At 27.7% G+C, this 18,757-nt stretch carries 21 protein-coding genes and 2 pseudogenes; 16 read left to right on the top strand and 7 right to left on the bottom strand.

What is annotated here, in order from left to right:
* Positions 1–13: 13 nt before the first annotated feature.
* From cooS to ACWPW7_RS17975, 3 genes are all read right to left on the bottom strand, one after another.
* Complete coding sequence (cooS, locus tag ACWPW7_RS17985) at positions 14–1,897, bottom strand: anaerobic carbon-monoxide dehydrogenase catalytic subunit (RefSeq protein WP_454054611.1); 1,884 nt, start codon at positions 1,895–1,897, stop codon at positions 14–16.
* Between the two features lie 321 nt (positions 1,898–2,218).
* The gene (locus ACWPW7_RS17980) at positions 2,219–2,623 is read right to left on the bottom strand and encodes an RrF2 family transcriptional regulator (protein ID WP_291559497.1); all 405 of its coding nucleotides are present in this window, start codon (positions 2,621–2,623) and stop codon (positions 2,219–2,221) included.
* Positions 2,624–2,759: 136 nt separating this feature from the next.
* Positions 2,760–3,038 carry a DUF1294 domain-containing protein gene (locus ACWPW7_RS17975; protein WP_454054610.1) on the bottom strand — a complete coding sequence of 93 codons (279 nt, stop codon included), beginning with the start codon at positions 3,036–3,038 and terminating at the stop codon, positions 2,760–2,762.
* 349 nt (positions 3,039–3,387) lie between these two features.
* Between ACWPW7_RS17975 and ACWPW7_RS17970 the strand changes: the two genes are divergently transcribed.
* From ACWPW7_RS17970 to ACWPW7_RS17925, 10 genes are all read left to right on the top strand, one after another.
* Entirely contained in the window at positions 3,388–3,891 is a 504-nt protein-coding gene (locus tag ACWPW7_RS17970) for a YbjQ family protein (RefSeq protein ID WP_454054609.1), read from the top strand.
* A 738-nt stretch (positions 3,892–4,629) separates the two neighbouring features.
* Positions 4,630–5,178, top strand: coding sequence for a tryptophan transporter (locus ACWPW7_RS17965; protein ID WP_454054608.1), 549 nt, complete (start codon positions 4,630–4,632; stop codon positions 5,176–5,178).
* A gap of 37 nt (positions 5,179–5,215) precedes the next feature.
* Complete coding sequence (gene trpS, locus ACWPW7_RS17960; RefSeq protein WP_454054607.1) at positions 5,216–6,241, top strand: tryptophan--tRNA ligase; 1,026 nt, start codon at positions 5,216–5,218, stop codon at positions 6,239–6,241.
* A 230-nt stretch (positions 6,242–6,471) separates the two neighbouring features.
* A complete protein-coding gene (locus tag ACWPW7_RS17955) occupies positions 6,472–7,086 on the top strand; it encodes a TetR/AcrR family transcriptional regulator (protein ID WP_454054606.1) in 615 nt (204 codons plus the stop codon).
* Between the two features lie 14 nt (positions 7,087–7,100).
* Complete coding sequence (locus ACWPW7_RS17950) at positions 7,101–7,577, top strand: flavodoxin domain-containing protein (RefSeq protein ID WP_454054605.1); 477 nt, start codon at positions 7,101–7,103, stop codon at positions 7,575–7,577.
* Positions 7,578–7,595: 18 nt separating this feature from the next.
* Positions 7,596–8,144: a flavodoxin family protein gene (locus ACWPW7_RS17945; RefSeq protein ID WP_454054604.1), complete on the top strand. Its 549-nt coding sequence runs from the start codon at positions 7,596–7,598 to the stop codon at positions 8,142–8,144.
* On the top strand, positions 8,122–8,817 hold the full coding sequence (locus ACWPW7_RS17940) for a flavodoxin family protein (protein WP_454054603.1): 696 nt from the start codon (positions 8,122–8,124) through the stop codon (positions 8,815–8,817). Before ACWPW7_RS17945 ends, ACWPW7_RS17940 begins: the two co-directional genes overlap by 23 nt.
* A 192-nt stretch (positions 8,818–9,009) precedes the next feature.
* Positions 9,010–9,396 carry an FMN-binding protein gene (locus ACWPW7_RS17935; RefSeq protein WP_291559479.1) on the top strand — a complete coding sequence of 129 codons (387 nt, stop codon included), beginning with the start codon at positions 9,010–9,012 and terminating at the stop codon, positions 9,394–9,396.
* A gap of 222 nt (positions 9,397–9,618) precedes the next feature.
* The gene (locus tag ACWPW7_RS17930; RefSeq protein WP_454054602.1) at positions 9,619–10,080 is read left to right on the top strand and encodes a GyrI-like domain-containing protein; all 462 of its coding nucleotides are present in this window, start codon (positions 9,619–9,621) and stop codon (positions 10,078–10,080) included.
* 446 nt (positions 10,081–10,526) lie between these two features.
* Positions 10,527–11,414 (top strand): metallophosphoesterase, encoded by an 888-nt coding sequence (locus tag ACWPW7_RS17925; protein ID WP_291559473.1) that lies wholly within the window; start codon positions 10,527–10,529, stop codon positions 11,412–11,414.
* A 126-nt stretch (positions 11,415–11,540) separates the two neighbouring features.
* Here the strand turns inward: ACWPW7_RS17925 and ACWPW7_RS17920 are convergent, their stop codons facing one another.
* The 3 genes and pseudogenes from ACWPW7_RS17920 to ACWPW7_RS17910 all read right to left on the bottom strand — a co-directional run.
* Complete coding sequence (locus ACWPW7_RS17920; protein ID WP_454054601.1) at positions 11,541–12,134, bottom strand: TetR/AcrR family transcriptional regulator; 594 nt, start codon at positions 12,132–12,134, stop codon at positions 11,541–11,543.
* Positions 12,135–12,298: 164 nt separating this feature from the next.
* The gene (locus ACWPW7_RS17915; RefSeq protein WP_454054600.1) at positions 12,299–13,411 is read right to left on the bottom strand and encodes an RNA-guided endonuclease InsQ/TnpB family protein; all 1,113 of its coding nucleotides are present in this window, start codon (positions 13,409–13,411) and stop codon (positions 12,299–12,301) included.
* Positions 13,389–13,813, bottom strand: a pseudogene (locus ACWPW7_RS17910) (IS607 family transposase); the annotation flags it as partial. The gene ACWPW7_RS17915 and the pseudogene ACWPW7_RS17910, both read right to left, overlap by 23 nt.
* Before the next feature lie 216 nt (positions 13,814–14,029).
* Here ACWPW7_RS17910 and ACWPW7_RS17905 point away from each other — a divergent pair.
* Entirely contained in the window at positions 14,030–14,605 is a 576-nt protein-coding gene (locus ACWPW7_RS17905) for an NAD(P)H-dependent oxidoreductase (RefSeq protein WP_454054599.1), read from the top strand.
* Complete coding sequence (locus ACWPW7_RS17900; protein ID WP_454054598.1) at positions 14,605–15,288, top strand: flavodoxin; 684 nt, start codon at positions 14,605–14,607, stop codon at positions 15,286–15,288. Before ACWPW7_RS17905 ends, ACWPW7_RS17900 begins: the two co-directional genes overlap by 1 nt.
* A 242-nt stretch (positions 15,289–15,530) precedes the next feature.
* On the opposite strand, the gene yeiL is transcribed toward ACWPW7_RS17900, so the two are convergent.
* Positions 15,531–16,223: a transcriptional regulator YeiL gene (gene yeiL, locus ACWPW7_RS17895; protein ID WP_454054597.1), complete on the bottom strand. Its 693-nt coding sequence runs from the start codon at positions 16,221–16,223 to the stop codon at positions 15,531–15,533.
* 175 nt (positions 16,224–16,398) lie between these two features.
* Between yeiL and ACWPW7_RS17890 the strand changes: the two genes are divergently transcribed.
* From ACWPW7_RS17890 to ACWPW7_RS17875, 4 genes and pseudogenes are all read left to right on the top strand, one after another.
* A complete protein-coding gene (locus ACWPW7_RS17890; protein WP_454054596.1) occupies positions 16,399–16,821 on the top strand; it encodes a DMT family transporter in 423 nt (140 codons plus the stop codon).
* An 11-nt stretch (positions 16,822–16,832) separates the two neighbouring features.
* Positions 16,833–17,282 (top strand): DMT family transporter, encoded by a 450-nt coding sequence (locus tag ACWPW7_RS17885; RefSeq protein ID WP_454054595.1) that lies wholly within the window; start codon positions 16,833–16,835, stop codon positions 17,280–17,282.
* Between the two features lie 163 nt (positions 17,283–17,445).
* Entirely contained in the window at positions 17,446–17,874 is a 429-nt protein-coding gene (locus ACWPW7_RS17880) for a GNAT family N-acetyltransferase (RefSeq protein WP_454054594.1), read from the top strand.
* Positions 17,875–18,067: 193 nt separating this feature from the next.
* Positions 18,068–18,483: pseudogene (locus tag ACWPW7_RS17875) on the top strand (YjdF family protein).
* Positions 18,484–18,757: the final 274 nt, after the last annotated feature.

Below are 18,757 nucleotides of genomic sequence, written 5' to 3'. Positions count from 1 at the left end.
TATGGCCCCCTTTTTAAATATTCAGTGCTTTTCTTTTATTAAGAATTATTTCTTCAAGTTTGTCAGCTGTGCTTAATACATCGTCGTCTAATATAAGTTTTCCACCAGTTAAGTTAACTAAATCTTGAGTTAAAACTTTTGTAACTACCTTACTACCTGTAATAAAAGGTGGTTTTGCTAAATGAAGAGGAAGTCCTAAGGCAAGTCCAAAAGCACCATCTGCTAAAGCTTGTTCTTCTAACCATTGTGGTGCAGATAGAACTAATGGTAGATCAGGCAAGTCAACATTAAGTAATTTTGCAAGTTCAGTAGCCACCGCTTCAAGTCTTCCAATAGCAAGACATGGACCAAAGTTTAATACTGGTGGTATTCCTAAACTTTCGCATACTTCTCTTAAGTTTTCTCCTGCAAATTTTGCGGCTTTTGGAGACATCAAACCCACATTTTCAAGTCCACCACTTGAGCATCCAGCGGAAAGAACTATTATATCTCTTTTTATCAATTCTTTTGTAAGTTCTACAGTAAATACATCATGACCACCAGATACAAGATTTGAACATCCAACAACTCCTGCTACACCTTTTATTTTTCCTTGAGCGATTAAATTTAATAGTGGCTCGAAAGTTCCACCTAAGAAATTCTTAAGGGATGTTTCACTAATTCCAGTCAAAGTGTCATCATTTCCATGGTTCTTTGGTAAGTTAATCTCAACATTACCTCTTCTTTTATTATGGCTATTTATTGCTTCATCAATAATACGATTAGTTATCTTTTCTTTTTCTCTATAAGAATAATTAATATACTCTGCGTTTTGTTTTTTAGCTACATCGTCAATACAGATCATTTTTACCATTAACTCATCAGTAATTGGTTCTATTCCAGGGAAAGTACAGTTAAATTCTGATACTATTAAATCAATAGCACCAGTAGAAATTAATGCTTCACTGGTAAAGTTATTTCCTGAATGACCGGCAAATACTTCTTTATAGTGTTCACCTCTTAATTGCAAATCTTGGCCAACACAGGTTGAGCCTACTAATTTAAAGCCTTTAGCACCAATTTCTAGAGCTTTTTCTATAATTTCAGGATTGGAAAGTCTATCCTGTAAATCTGCTATAAATGAATGCTGGTGACCGGTAATCATAATATTTATATAATCAGCATCTACTACTTTAAAACCTACACTTGCAGATCTTATCTTTGGTTCACCAAGCATTATGTCATTTAATAAATTAGTTAAAACTAAACCGTAAAGACCAGTAGAAATACCTAGACTAAGAGAATGTAAAAGCATATTTACTGGGTCACTGTTTAGATTAGTAGATGTTTTTACAGTTGCATCAAAGACTTCAGATTTTGCGCCTCCAGGAAGAATGGATAAATCTTGCCATTTTTTAAATCTAGGTCCATAAGCTAGTTTTTTAACTAATTTCATTTTTTCAAATCTAGGTTTATAAAGATCTTTAAGGACTTCTTCTGCTAATAACACAGCTTTTTCATGATCATCTTTTCCTTCTATTTCAAACAATTGACAAAGTTCATTTAATGTTGCCTTGCCTTTAATAATTCCTTTGTTTTTACCTGTTTCTTTTAGGTTCCAAGCAGTATTTTCAACTACGTGTAGATAACAGGCACTTCCAGCTGCTACAGCTCTTAAGAAATTTCTTGCAACTATAGTGTCTGCTGTTGCACCACATACACCTTTTGGAGCATTAGGGGTTATACGACAAGGTCCATTAGCACAAAGTTTGCAACATACACCTTGTAGTCCAAAACCACATTTTACACCTTGTTTTTCCATCCTATGGTGAGCAGTATCAAATTTAAGTTCTGCAATAAAATTTTCTAATACTTTATCCGCAGAATTACAAGTAGATTTTTTTTCATTGATAGACATGTTAAACCCTCCCTATTATAGATGCATTACCTTAAAACTTAATGTCTAAGTATTTTAATTTATAACTTAAAGTAATGAAAATTTGACAATGGACAGAGAATTCGCCATAAATGTCCATTGTTAACGATTAACTATCAATTTCAACTAATGTAAATTGAAATAATTTAAAGACACGTTTCTATGAATCTATATATTAAAAGTCATAAATGTATATGTATGAATGTGCACCAAATAGATAAACATATACCAAAAAGGTATAATATACTTCGTAAAAGTTAGGGGATTACCCCTAAACTATTTTTTGCACATCTAAAATTTATGTTATTTTATAATTTCTTTAAAATTGATTTTAGATAATTCTTCTACCAATTTTTTTTGAACAGTAAATAATGCACTATGAATAGCACATTTATTTGGTCCACGAAGATTACATTTCTCCGGTTCATATAAACAACGGTTTAAATATATAGGTCCTTCTATGGCTTCTATAACATCTTTTAGAGATATTTCCTCTGGGTTTTTATTTAAAGCATATCCGCCATTTATACCCATATAGGATTCTACTAGTTTCGCATCTCTTAGTTTTCGTAGAAGCTTTAATAGAAATCTTAAAGGTATATTTTCTTTCTCAGATATGGTATTAGCGCTTACAATAGTACCTTTTTCTAATTTGGATAAATAAAGTATTACTCTTAAAGCATAGTCTGTTTCTTGCGTTAGTCCCATAATCTTCTCCTTTATTAAAGTTATACCAAACTGGTCTATTTTTAATATATTCTATATTTTGTGAAAAGTCAATATGAATCATTAAAAAATGATTATTTAATATTAAAGGTAGTATAATCTAATTTATATTTTTAAATTAAAATTTTATGAGATTAGGAATGTCTTTTAAAAAGTACATTATAATTACCGCTTGTAATATCAGTATTGTTGGTAAACCAAATTTAAAATACCAATGCTTAGTTTTATGTCTAAAAATATTCATTCCTAATAAACATCCTAGAGATCCGCCTAATAAGGCTATTAAAAATATGTTTTTTTCAGGAATTCTCCATTTATGTTTTTTAGCCTTCCTTTTATCTAAAAACATTATATAAAATCCTATTATATTAATAATTACTAAATAAGGTAAAATCAAAATTCCATCTCCTTTTATAATACAAATTAATAATACAAGTATAGCATAAAAATTATTTAGAGCTTAAAAAACAAAGGATGACTATAAAATTTTTTTATGAATTCAACACTAAATCTATTTATTGTTACAATAAAACTTAAAATATGAAGAGAACTAAAAAATAAAAGTAATTGTATAAATTATTTCTATAAATGGCAAATTTTGTTGAGATAATTAAATAAAATAAATATAATTAGTATAGTAAGAGTATTATTCAATTTTTTTATAAAATAGGGCATATTCCACATAAATAATAATTGTTTATAATTTTAACTCTAAATAAGGGGCGAAAATATGGGAGGGTATTTATATGATATGTGCAAAATGTGGGGAAAAGTTAACAGAAGAGATGATAAATTCAGGTTTATGCTATCAGTGTGGACAATATATATGCATCCAGAAAGAAACTGAAATATTTAACGAAAAATTAAAGGAAGAAAAATTACAGAAGAAAAAATTACAAGAAAAAGTATTGAAAGAACAAATAGAAAACTTTCTTATGACTACTGGATACAATTTTGAGGAATACAAAATTATAAAATACAACAAAGTTATTTGTGCAGAAACTGTTATAGGCACTGGTTTCTTTAGTGAATTTTCTGCAAGTCTTTCTGATTTTTTTGGAGTTGAAGATGAAGGATTTGCTTCTAAGTTGGATGAAGCAAGAAGTAGTGCAACCCATAAATTAATTCGTAAGGCTATTAATGTAAATGCTAATGCCATTTTAGGACTTGATTTTGATTACGCACTATTTAGTAAAAATATTATTGCTGTAATTGTAAATGGTACAGCAGTAACTGTTGAAAAGTTATAGAAATATCTATATTAAAGAATGTTTCATTCCAAAATTATTTTTCATAAAAAGTTATAATTAAAATTTCAAAATATGAATAATAGAAAGAAATATTAAAAATAAGTTGACATTTTAAAAAATAATGAATATAATTTTATTAAATAGAATAAATTTTAATCCAGTGAAGAGGGAGAGTAATTAAATTTAGGTTCGTTAAAGAGAGCTGGGGATGGTGGAATCCTAGCATGAAAGAGTTTAATGAATGGGCCTCAGAGGAATAAAGGGAAATCTTTTTAGATAGTACCAGTTATCGTGGGCTGCACGTTATAGCGGATAGAGTATGTTAGTACTTGAAGTTGAGAGGCGTATAGTATATGTATAAACTTTTAGTACTTAAGGTATTATAGATTTGTAACTTGTACTATTTTTTTATTGTGTAAAGTTTATTTATTTTTAAGTTTATAAATCTATTGATTCTTAAGTAAATGAAAATTAAGCTTATTAAGGTAGTTATACATATATTGCAATTTAGGTGGTATCGCGGATAATATCTCCGTCCTATTGATTTAGGGCGGAGTTTTTTTATTTATAAAGAAGAGGGTAGAGAGTAAAGTATTTTAGGGGGGAGTAGTATGGTGTGAAAGTGTATTTTAAAGAAATATATAAATAATAAAAAATTAAATGGATTTAGGTATATGAAAAAATACACTATCATATCAACTAGTTATTTTTTCAATATGCCTCAGGAGGAGTGAGAATATGAATATAAAGAAATTAACAATTAACGCATTACTTTTAGCTGTAGGTGCACTATTACATCAAATTACCCCTGCATTAGGATTACCAATGCAACCAGATTTTGCTTTGGCAATGTTATTTATAATAATCATATTAAACAAGGATGATTATAAAGCTTCTTTAGTAGCAGGTATAGTAACAGGAGTATTTACGGCTATGACCACAAAGTTTCCAGGAGGTCAAATACCAAATATATTAGATAAGTTGATAACAGTAAATTTTGTATATATATTAATCTTTGTAATTTGTAAATTTAAATCTTTCAAGAAATTAAGTGAAGAAAAACAAAATTATATAATAGCTTTGGTAATATTACCTATAGGAACCTTAATTAGCGGAATAATATTTTTATTATCAGCACAAATAATAATAGGATTACCAGCATCATTTACAACATTATTACTAACAGTAGTACTACCAGCTACAGTGATAAATTTAATAGCGGGTATGTTCTTATATAAAGTGGTGAACTTATCTTTAATCAGAGCTTCTTATTCAGTAAAAAGATAGTGTTGCTTTAGTAAAATCTTAGATTAGAGGTGTTTTTATGAAAAAAGATATAATCTTAACTGGTGACAGACCAACAGGGAATTTACATTTAGGACATTATGTAGGTTCTTTAAGAAGTAGAGTTCAATTACAGAATACAGGAAAGTATGAAACATTTTTATTAATTGCAGATCAGCAAGCACTTACTGATAATGCAAGAAATCCAGAGAAAATAAGAAATAATTTAATAGAAGTAGCTTTAGATTATTTGGCTGTTGGTATAGAACCAAGAAAATCCATAATTTGCGTTCAATCACAGATATCAGAACTGCATGAGCTGACAATGTACTACTTAAATTTAGTAACAGTATCCAGATTACAGCGTAATCCAACAGTTAAAGAAGAAATTAAACTGAGAAATTTTGAAAATAGTATACCAGCAGGTTTCTTAACTTATCCAGTAAGTCAAACAGCTGATATTACAGCATTTAAAGCCAATATTGTTCCAGTAGGAGAAGATCAATTACCTATGATTGAACAAAGTCGAGAAATTGTAAGAGCTTTTAACTCTATATATGGAAAAGTTTTAGTCGAACCTGAAGCATTACTACCAAATGAAAATAGTTCCTGTAGACTACCCGGAATAGATGGAAAATCTAAAATGAGTAAATCTTTAGGAAATGCAATATACCTATCAGATGATGAGGACATTATAAAGAAAAAAGTAATGAGTATGTTTACTGATCCTAAACATTTAAGAGTTGAAGACCCAGGAGAAGTGGAGAATAATCCAGTATTTATATATTTAGATACTTTCTGCAAAGATAGTTCTGCTTTAGAAGAGATGAAGGAACACTATAAGCGAGGTGGACTTGGGGATGTAAAAATAAAGAAATATTTAAATGAAATTCTACAAGCTGAGATATCACCTATAAGGAAAAGGAGAGAAGAATTCCAGAAAGATATTCCGAGCATATATAAAATGCTATACGAGGGAAGTGAAAAAGCTAGAGAGGTAGTAGCTAGAACACTAAAAGAGGTTCGTGAAGCAATTGGTATAGAATATTTTGATGGAAGAATTTAATTAATAAATAAAAACATAGTTGTAACACAATTGTTTTACAACTGTGTTTTTATTTATTATGATAATAATTTTTCTCTTATTTATATTTTGACGAGATGATAATTAGATTCTGTGATTATTTAAAGTTTAAATATTATATTTACCTACAAAGAAAATAATGGTAGAATATTATTGAACGGTATTTAATAATATTACGATGTTCAATAATATCTATTCTATTGGAGGGAAAAATGGGAACTACGGAAAGAAGACAGCTTGAAAGAGAGCTTATAAAGAAGAAGATACTAGAGGCTGCAAGTGATATATTAGCTAAAGAAGGATATGAAAATTTATCTATACGGAAAATTGCTAAGAGAATAGAGTATTCACCAGGCATTATTTATCATTATTTTAAGGATAAAGATGAAATAGTAACTTTGATTGTGGAGGAAGGATACGGAAGGATATTAAAGACAATAAGTAAAATTCCTATAGATATTGAAAATCCAGATAAATCAATAGTAGATGGTTTAAAAGCCTATATTGAGCTTATACTTGAAGTACCAGAGCAGTTTAGAGCAATTGTAATGAACGATATTGAAGGTATACAAGATAAAGTAAATATGCTAGATGAAGGTGTTTCAAAGGAGAGAAAGAGTATAGAATCTATGTGTAAGTTAGTTTCATTAGGTATTGAAAAAGGTATATTTAGAGAAATGGATGTTGAGCTTACTGCACAGATTATATGGACATCTACCTATGGGCTTCTTTCTAGATTAATTTTAGAAAAAAACATTTCTAAGAAGCAAAAAGATAGACTTATAGATCATCATTTTCAAATTCTTATCAATGGATTATTAAAATAAAGGGAGATTTCAAAATGAAAACACTTATTATTTATGGATCTAAGCATGGATGTACAGAAAAATGTACTATGATTTTAAAGGATAAGCTTAAAGGAGAGGTTACAGCTATAAATATAAGAAATCAAGATATACCTAATATAGAGTTTTTTCATAATATCATTATTGGTGGTTCAATTTATATAGGTAAAATTCAAAGTGAAATAAGAAACTTTTGCTTTGAAAATATTAATATCTTAAAAAATAAAAAAATTGGATTTTTTATATGTTGTATGAACAGAGATAATGAAGAGATGCAATTAAATAGTTCTTTTCCAGAAGAATTGTTAACTCATGCATCGGCAATAGGATATTTTGGCGGAGAATTTATATTTAAAAATATGAATACTCTGGAAAGATTCATAGTAAAGAAGGTAGCTAAAACTAATAAAGATATATCAAATATTTCAGAAGAAAATATAAATAAATTTGCAAAGTTAATAAATAATATTTAGCTTAGAGAGGAGTAGAGTTTGAGGGTAGTAATACTTGATGGATTTGAAGAAGAAAATCTTATAGGTGATATACTTAAAAAGATGCTTGAAGGAAAAGGCGAGGAATTTTCATATTTTAAGCTTAAAGATATGAATATATTGCCCTGTAGAAGTTGTGGAGCTTGTTCACATAAAAGTCCAGGTAAGTGTGTTTTTGAAGATGACATGCCTAGCATAATTAAAGCTTTTGCGAAAAGTGATGTAATGATAATGCTTACCCCTATAAGGTTTGGAGGATATTCCTCACAGTTGAAAAAAGCTCTTGATAAATTCATGGCAGTAGGTCTCCCACTCTATATGGTTAAGGATGGTCATATGCTTCATCCGATGCGATATGATAGTAAATTGATAATTGGAATAGGGATAGCTTCAAAGTATGTGAGAGGTGCAGAGGATAATTTTAGAACCTTAGTAGAAAGAAATGGATTAAATATGCAGTGCACACAGAAAAATCTTATATTTAAACCATTAGATAATATAAGAAAAATAAAGCATGAAATAGAGGATGTCCTTAGAGGGGAGGTTTAAATATGGAGAGAAAAGATTTCTTATATTAAATGGAAGTCCTAGAAAGAAAGGAACTTCCTATAGCTTTGGACGTACAATAAAAAAGCTTATAGAAGAAGAAGGTAGTACTGCTGAAATTATACACATTATTGATTATCTTGACAAAAATAAAAATATTAATGATTTAAAAAGTATTATTTTACAAAGCGATATCATAACTTTCATATCCCCTCTGTATGTAGATACGCTTCCTTATCCTGCCATTTGGTTCTTTGAAAAACTCACCGTTGAATTTGCAGATGAACTTCAAGGGAAGAGTTGTTTTGCAATAGCTCAATGTGGATTTCCAGATATAATCCTTTGTGAGCCTCTTCTAGAATCTTGTAGGTATTTTGCAGAGGAGACAGGAATGAAATGGATGGGAGGCTTAGCTTATGGAGGAGGCGCAATAATAAATGGAGAATTGCTAGAGAATTTAGGGAGGAAGGGAAAGAAAATTACCACAGCTTTTAAACTTGCACTGAAAGATGTTTTTTATGGGAAAACAATATCTTCTGAATCTCAAAAACTTCTAACAGTAAAAATTCCTAAATTTTTTTATCCACCATTGGTAGCTTTTTTAAACTATAATTCAAGAAAAACTGCAAGAAAGTATGGGGTTACAGACCTTAGTAAAAGAACTTATCTTGAATAAAAATAAATTTTTGTATTAGTCATATAAATTGAAATAACTGGTTAAAGCTGTTTAGAATATCTTTCATGAGATAAGGACATTGATTTTGCTAACATTATGGAGTTCAGTGAACATAGTTTCTAAACATATTAACTAGTTATTTTTATATACCTTATATAATATTTAGATAAAATTATTAAGGAGAGAAGTAAAATGAAGAAATCTATAAAAATTCTTATTAGTATAGTAATTATAATCTTTATAGTTGCAACCGCTGGATTTTTCTATATAAAATCTATTGAACTACCAAATATTGAAATTAAAAATATTAATATTAAAGATATTAATGATGGTTCTTATATTGGAGAATATGAAGCTGGACCAGTAAAAGCTGTTGTAAAAGTCGAGGTAATAGGTAATAAGATTAAGGATATAAAAATTGAAAAACATGAATGTGGACTAGGGAAAAAAGCGGAAAAAATAACAGATGAAATTGAAAGCTTGCAGACACTGCAAGTTGATGAAGTTAGTGGTGCCACGCTAAGCAGTAAAGTAATTTTAAAGGCAGTTGAGATTGCTCTTGAAAAGGGAAAAGAATAAATAACAGAGATATAAACTCATTAATCTTAGTAAGGTGCTTATTATAAAATATTTTGGTAAGAATAGAGAGAGTAAACTTAGGAGTGTAGAATATAGGTTGTTGAAATAAGAAAATAAATATTTCCTATAAAAGTTTTTGAATATGACAGACAGCTGTCAACTTTAAAATGATAAGATTAACTAAAGTATCTTAAAAATTTAATGATGTTAGGAGCGACGAAGATGAATTATGAAATAGTTAATATACAAGAAAAGATTGTAGCTGGAATAGGAGTAGAAACTACCAATAAAAATATGAAAGCTATGATAGATATTGGTATGCTATGGGGAAAATTTATAGGAGAAAAAATAATAGATTCTATTCCAATGAGGGTAAATGAAAAAGCTATAGGCTTATATACAGAATATGAAGGTGACTATACAAAACCATATAAATTTTATTGTGCTGTTGAAATAAGTGGGGTTATAGAAGAGAAGGATGATATTGTTACTAAAGTAATACCATCAGGTAAATATGCAAAGTTCACAGTAAAAGGTCATATGCAAAAGGCAGTAGGAGAAGCTTGGGGAAAGATTTGGAACATGGATTTAGATAGAAAATATAATTGTGATTTTGAAGTTTACCATAATGATAGTGAAGACATAAATAACCAAACTATTGATATTTACATTTCTTTAAATTAGATTTAAGGTGTATAAAAATAAATTTAATATCAAAAACTAAAAAAGATTTCCATTTTATATGGGAATCTTTTTTTAAAAACAATAATTATATAATTTATAGTTTATTTTAATAACTATAAAAAATTGCAATCTAACCAGTTAGTGATAGCTATAGAATTTAGTCTCTTTTTGTTAATAATCATATGAATATTTAATGGAGGATGGAAAGAGTGAGAAAAACCAACCTTAAATGAATTTAAGAATGATCCTAAAATATTTAATATAGACAGAACATTTTAAAGTTATTAAAAGAGAATTTATTGTTTAAAAAATTTTCAATTTTAAAGATTTAGTAGCAGAAGCCAATTATGTTTTATGCTACTATTTTTATAAAGAATTTTAAATATTAAATAACAGAGAAAATACTTTTTCATATTATGTACTAACCAATAGTTTTGAGGTTAGATATGTTTGAAAAAGATATTTTAAAAGACATTTTAAATAAAGCTCCAGAGATAGAGGTTGATGATAAATCAAAAGTAGTGTTTATAAGTGATTGTCATAGAGGGGATGGCACTTGGAAAGATGCGTTACTTCCTAACAGAAATATATATATGGCTGCACTTAGTTACTATTACAACAATGGTTTTACTCAAATTGAAATTGGTGATGGAGATGAACTTTGGAAGGTGCCTAAAATTGTTAATATATATGAAGTCCATCAGGATATTTTTGAGATGTTACTAAAGTTTAAAAATGATAATAGATTTTATATGATTTTTGGAAATCATGATGCAGTAAAAAATACTAAAAAGTTTAAGAAAGATATTGAAAAGTTAAGGTTTGATTTGGAGAAAAGAACATTATACAATTTATTTCATAATACACCTATATATGATGGATTGACCTTGCTTTATAGGCCGACTAATAGGAGGGTGTTTGTGGTACATGGGCATCAAGTAGATTTTATGAATTATAATTTAAGCTTTGTAACTGGATTTTTGGTTAGATATGTTTGGTCATTTCTTGAACAAGTCTTTGGATTTAAGAACCTTACAAGCCCAGCTAAAAATAATTCTAAAAGAACAAAAGTCGATAAAAAATTGGAACAATGGGCTAAAAATAATAATCAGCCTATTATAGCAGGACATACGCATCGTTCAAGATTACCAGAGGAAAAGAAAAGCATTTATTTTAATGATGGCTGCTGTGTTCATCCTTATTCCATGAGTTCTATAGAACTAGAAAATGGTAAGCTCACTTTAGTTAAATGGAGTGTTATATCTCTTGAAAGCGGTATATTGTCAGTAAAAAGACAAGTAATTGGTGGACCAGTAGCTCTTAAGAATATTTAATTAGATCTATATCCAAATGATATATTTACCTTTCTTTAAAATCTCTATTAAATATATTTCAATAAAAATTCACCATAAATTATATAAATTCTACTAGAGATTTATATAATTTATGGTTTAGTCTGTTTACATTTTTAGATTTTCATCAATCATTTTATGAACTAATTCTAAATAATCTCCTTTATAATCAAGAGCTTTATTAGCAATTAACACAGCTATACCGTGAACTAAACTCCACATAGTTAAAATATTTAAAGTATACATGTCTTTATCTAAATTCATTGAGGAAAGATAAAATTCAGCACTTTCCTTAAAAACATTAAATGGACTATTTATATGGCATAAAAATTTATTATCTTCAACAACAATGGGGGAAGTATGTTCTGTAAGAAAAAGAAATTTCAAGTACTCAGGGTTTTCAACCATAAATTTTACATAGCACTTTCCCATTTCAATAATTTGAGCTCTTGGATCATCAGAACAATTTATAGTTGCCGTCATAAGTGAAGATTTAAAGCTTTCTATAACTTTAAGAGCAATTTCATTAATAAGTGTATCTTTGTCTTTGAAATGCTTATAAGGTGCTGTATGGCTTACTCCACACATACTAGCAACTTTTCTCAATGAAAAACCTTCAAAGCCTTCTTTATTTAGAAGTAATAGTCCTTTATCTATCATATCTTCTTTTAAAGTACCATGATGATATTTTTCTTTAGTCAATTTTATACACCCGTTGCCAAAACTTTATAAAACTCTATAAAGTTTGTTTAATTCCCTATTCGACGTACCCCATTTTGCCAAAGCTACTTTGGTTTGTATAGCACTCCGAGGGCTTAACTTCGGATACAACGAATCCTACACCTCAAACATAACTGTTTAAGTAGTTATGCCGAATATTTGCTTAAATTAATTGAAGCATTAAAATCTCTGTCAATTACTGCTCCACATTCTTCGCAAATATAAGTTCTTTCAGATAGTGATAACTTATTCTTTATATGTCCACACTTACTACAAGTCTTTGATGATGGATACCATTTATCAGCTTCAATAAATTCAATTCCATAAAACTTACATTTATATTGAAGTTGTCTTTTAAAGTCATATAATCCTTGCTGTGCTATAGCTTTAGATAAATGACGATTTTTTATCATACCTTTAATATTAAGTGTTTCCATAACTACTCTTGACGGCTTGGTTTTCACTATCTTAGTAGTTGCTTGGTGTAAGTGATTGTGCCTAATATTAGACAACCTCCTATGAAGTAATCTAATCTGCTTTTCAAGTTTTATAATGTTGCTGGTTTTGACGAACTCCCTTCCTTCTTTATTTAATTCATATTTCCTTGATATTTTACGTTGCAACCTACGTAATCTTTTTTCTAATTTCTTAACTAATCTTGTTTTATTAATATTTTTAAAAGTCATTCCATTGGAGCATATAGCAAGGTCTTTAATCCCAACATCTATACCTATGCTTTCGTCAGTTAGCTTAGCTATTGGAGTTTCTTTTTCAATACCTACATATAAGTACCAATACTTTCCGTCAAAACTTACTCTTGGATTAGTATATTTAACATTCATTGGGAGTTGCTCTGCTGTTTTAACCCAACCTACTTTTTCAATTAAAACCATCTTAGATTTAACTTTTAATTTTATATTGTCATTATAAAATGATGGTTTACTTTTTCTTCTACTTTTAAATCTTGGTTTATCTGCTAATCCTTTAAAAAATCTTTTATAAGCATTACAGCTATCTTTTACAGCTTGTTTTGCTACATTGTTAGATACTTCATTAAGCCAATTTAGTTCATCTTTTTTAAGTTTAGTTAATTCTTTTCTCAAATCACCATCATTAATAAATTTGTCACCATTCTTATAATTTTCTTCTTGTTTTGCAAGTGTCCAATTATATATAAATCTTGCAGTTCCAATAGATTTCCAAAGTTTTTGTTCCTGATCTATGTTTGGAATAATTCTAACTTTCTTCGCCAGTATCATTCTCTAACAACTCCTTAATCATTTTCTTTGCCTTATTTGCTCTTTTGGCTTGTAATCTACAACTAAAAACTGTAACTATTTGAATTAAATCTTCTACTAACTCCTGTTCTTCTATCTTTTTAGTATTATCTACAATTTCAATAGTTATCCCATACTTATTACATAGATTTTCTATTATTTTAAGTCCAGATCTTAGTAATCTATCTTTATATAGAATTACTAATTTTCAATCTGACGTTCTAAATCGTCCTTTTGCTTATGTGAACTAACTCTACAATATCCAATTACTTTTTTATTTTTAGTTTCAATGTCTTTAATTCTTAAAAAATGATTAAGTTGTTTTTGTGAATAATACCTATATCCTGTTGAACCAACATGATGAGGTTTAATAATATTTAATTTATATCACCTCTTGAACTTATAGTAATAAAAATATTATATGAATTCAATAAACGTATATAATGTTTTATTACTGTTATTGCACCCTCCAAATTGAATTTAATATAAAAATTGTATCATAATATGTTGACAGTGTAAACTTATATAATGTATAATTTCGGTATAAAGTTTACAATGTAAACTTTCTGGGTTTTATAATAATTTTGATAGGGGGATATTATGAGAATATTGATTATAAGTGATGATTCTAATAAAGAAGATATTGGTTCTAATTTACAAAAAAAATTAGTTTATGAACTTCAGGAAAGAAATTATAACTATAAGAATTATAATATAGAAAATTCCGATTTAACTCATTGTATAGGCTGTTTTAAATGTTGGCTTAATACACCAGGAATATGTATATATGATGACTTAGCCAGGGAAATTAATAATAGTGTTGTATGGAGTGACATATGTATATTACTTACTCCAGTAAAGTATGGTTGTTATAGTCCAGCTATAAAGAGGGTATTAGATAGAAGTATAGGTAATATTCTCCCTTTTTTTAAAATGATAAATGGTGAAATGCATCATGCTCCACGTTATGATAAATATCCACAGCTAGTTATGATAGGTTATGGAGAGGAAATAACAAGCCAAGAAGAAAAAACCTTTCAAGATTTAAATAGGGCAAATGCAATAAATTTTCAAAAAAGCATGGCAAAGACATATATATGTAAAAATATGAAATATATAGATAAAATTATTAATGATTTTATCAAATTCCTTGAAAATATAGGTGGTGATAAATAATGAAAAAAGTATATCTTATCAATGGAAGTCCAAGAGGTAAAAATAGTGCATCCCAGTATTTTATTAATGAAGTATGTAAATTACTAGATAAAGAGAAAGTTGAGATAAAGAAAATAAGTATAATAGACTTTAGAAAAAGTATAGATAAAGAAGAGATATATACAGAAGCAATTAATTCAGATAATATAATTTTTACTTTTCCTCTATATGTAGATTCTTTACCTTCAACAGTAATAGAATTTTTAGTTGGATTTGAAAACTTTATTAAAAATAAAGAAAGCTTTATGGATGAAAGAAGACTACCAAGAGTGTATGCTATAGTCAATTGTGGCTTCTTTGAAGGTGAACAAAATAGATATGCTATTCAGATTATAAAAAATTTTTGTGATAAAGTACATTTTATATGGAGATTTGGGATAGGTATAGGAGCTGGTGAGTTCATGCGAGAAACACAAAACAATATCCCTCTAAATAGAAATCCGAAGCAGAAGATTTATAAAGCGCTTCAAGATATGAAAGAGGATATAGAAAACAATGTGGAAGTGTCTAAAAGTAATATATTTGAATCACCTCAATTCCCTAAATTTTTATTCAAGTTTATGGGAAATAGAGGTTGGATAAAGATGGGTAAATTAAATAAGATCACTAAAAAAGAACTTTATGCAAAACCTTATGCCAAATAGAATAGTGCATTAGAAATAGTATAACTTAAATTGGCGGGTATATAATTGTGTACTAGTGATAATGATAATTAGATTAGCTAATTTATTTTTAGAACAAATAATTACTCAGCTTTTTAATTATGAATTCAATAGTTTTAATTATAATACTACAAAGTACTGATTATCTTCTATATATTAATTTTAGAACTCATTAGTTTATATTATACATTAGCCGCAGTCTTTAAAACTGCGGACTTTTTACTTTATTCATATAAATCTCCTGCTAGTCTTTTTAAGACATCTCTATTTAAAACTATCAATAGATTATTTTGTTTTTTTATAATCTTTTCTTTATAAAACTTATTTATAACCCTAATTAAATGCCTGTAGCTCGTACCTAATATTTCTGCAATCTCTATTAAATTATCTGCTACTATTCCATCTAAGGGATATTCATTTTCTTCAGGAGAAACAGCCAAAATATAACTAGCTAATCTATTTTCTAAAGGGTAAAGAAGATTTATAGAACTTGAAAGAGAAGAACTAGCTAATTTTTCACTAAGACTTTTACACATATATTTTAAGAATATAGGATCATTTAGAGCATATTTTCTTAAATCGTCTAAAGAAATTCCAATACATAAGCATTCCTTAACTACTTGGACATTACAATTATAAATATTGGAGTCTATAAATTCCATATCACCAATTATATCTAATGGATTGTAAAATCGAAGTAAAAGAGATTTACCATTAGCTAGAAGGATATATACTTTAGCCTTACCTTCTACTAAAAAATAAAAATAATTCATTTTTTCATTAGCTTTGCAAATATGTTCATTCTTATTAAAGGAATACAATTTCATATAGTCAAGGGTATTTGATTGAAAAATATTATTAATTCCATACTTTTTTATATAATATTTTAAATTTTCTTCATTATTAATTTGCTCCATAATAATTCCCTCCATGATTAAACCCTTAATTATATAGTATCTTATATCATACTGACATCATAGCATAGATATTTTCACATTATATATTAAAGAATATTTTTATATATGACAAATGTCGTATATAAAAATAATTTTATTTGATAAACTAAACATTAGAATAGAGAGGAGGGGTTTTATGTATGAAATTGGAGCAATATTTATAGGCGTTTTTATTGCCATAATGGCAACATTCAATGCCATATTACATAGCTATTCAGGTAGTTATTTATCAATATTAATAATACATATAGTTGGTCTTATTACACTAATATTTATTTTCATAGTAAAAAAACAAAAAATTACCTTTCATAAGAAAGTTCCTATTTACTTATTCAGTGCAGGTGCCATAGGGGTTTTAATGGTATTATTAAGTAATATATGTTTTACTTATCTTGGTGCTTCCTTAACTTTGTCATTAACAGTTTTTGGACAATTAGTAGTAGCTTGCTTTATTGATCACTTTGGATTGCTTGGAATGAATACTTATAAGTTTCAAAATAAAAAACTTATAGGTTTCATAATAATATCTATAGGAATTGTTGTTATGGCAATATATTAGGAGGTTATAATATGGTTTATATAATATTAGCAATGATAGGTGGAGGACTTACAATAATATCAATGATTATAAATGCAGGCTTAGCAAAAGAAATAGGTGTACTTAGAGGCACACTTATAAATTATATAGTGGGATTGCTAGTTATTTTAATCATAATGGTATTTGCGAAAAGCACATATAATTTTAATATTGATAATTTTTCTAACATACCTTTTTATGCTTTTTTAGGTGGGTTAATTGGAGTGATAGTTGTATCTGCTTCCAATGTTGTAATTCCTAAAATACCAACCATGTATACTACTTTACTTATATTTATAGGACAGATTTTTACAGGAATTATTATAGATTATTTAGAATTAAGCTCTATATCAAAGGGAAAAATAATTGGTGGATTACTGATATTATTGGGGATGCTATATAATTCTAATGTGGATAAAAAACAGTTATCTAATAACAATTAAGTAAGCTTAGTTCAATAATTGTAAATTGCAAATATTTTAAGTTATAAATTAAAATATTTAATAGAATATATATTGCCTATATATTAATTTTAAGGTAGTATATCTATAAACATAATCAGTGGGCTATATATTGTTGAATTATTTTGATTAAGGGGAGATTTAAATGAGTTCAATTAATGATAAAGATCATAATTTTATATTAAAGCCTTGCAGTGAGAAGGAAAAAGAATATATTCATAATAAGTTAGTTGAACATAATGTTAAATTTATTACAGATTATGAGGAGTTTAGTTTTTGTTATAAGGATGAAGATGAAAAAGTAGTTGGTGGTATTGTTGCTTCAAGAGATAATGAATGTTTAACAATAGATTTCTTATGGGTAGATAATTCACACCGTGGAAAAGGAATTGGGGAAAATCTAATAAAACATATGGAGAGCATAGCAGTAGATAAAAAGTGTAAACTTATTTATCTTAATACTTTTGGTTTTCAGGCGCCTGAATTTTATAATAAAATGGGATATGAATTATTTGGATTACTTGAAGAATGTATTAATGGTTATGATCAGTATTTTTTCAGGAAAATATTGTAATAATTTAAATTGTTATAGATACATGTAAAAATTATTAGAAAGATATATAATAAAAATAAGAGATAAAAACACAGTTCCGTTGGTAGTCGGAACCTATATGTCGTTTTTAATATATAATTAAAGATGATGAAGTAGCAGTAACCTGCCCTCCTGGGTTGTCCATTCTCTTAAAGGTTAATTTTAGGAGGGTAAAATGAATACAGTAAAATTAAAGCTAACGATACTTTTTGAAGAACCATTTTGGGTAGGTATACTAGAAAAATGGGATGAAAATTATAAGGTAGCAAAGGTGATTTTTGGATCGGAGCCGAGGGATTCAAAAATATATGAATTTATACTTAGTAAATATTATAATATTAAGTTTAGTATTGCAAAGGATGAAGAAATATTTTCTGATAAAAAAATAAATCCTAAAAGATTGCAAAGAAAAATTAAAGAAGAAGTAAAAAATAAAGGAATTGGCACCAAGGCTCAACAAGCATTAAAAGAAGAATTAGAAACTAATAAACTGCAAAGAAAATCTTTTAAAAAAAAAAGAAGGAATTAAAAGAGAAAATAAAATTTCAATTGAAGCAGGAAAAGAAAAAGGAAAAGAAGAAAGGTCATTAGCAACTTCTTAAATTTAGTAATAACTTAATATTTACATTATGTAAAAATCATAGCTTTTAATAAAGTTATGGTTTTTTATTTTTGGAAAAGTTTATTTTTATATGCCCTATAGGGATACAATGTAAAAACTTAATATATACTTTGGAAAATAAATTTTTTATAAAAATAGCTTAAATCCTTAGGAATTAAGAATTAATAATGAAGAATGAAAAATTTAGGATGAAATTCACCCTTAGTGAATTTCTTAAAATAAAATTTATTCTCAAAAAACTTC

Source organism: Clostridium sp. Marseille-Q7071 (assembly GCF_965112025.1).
This window is presented reverse-complemented; position numbering and strand designations above follow the sequence as displayed.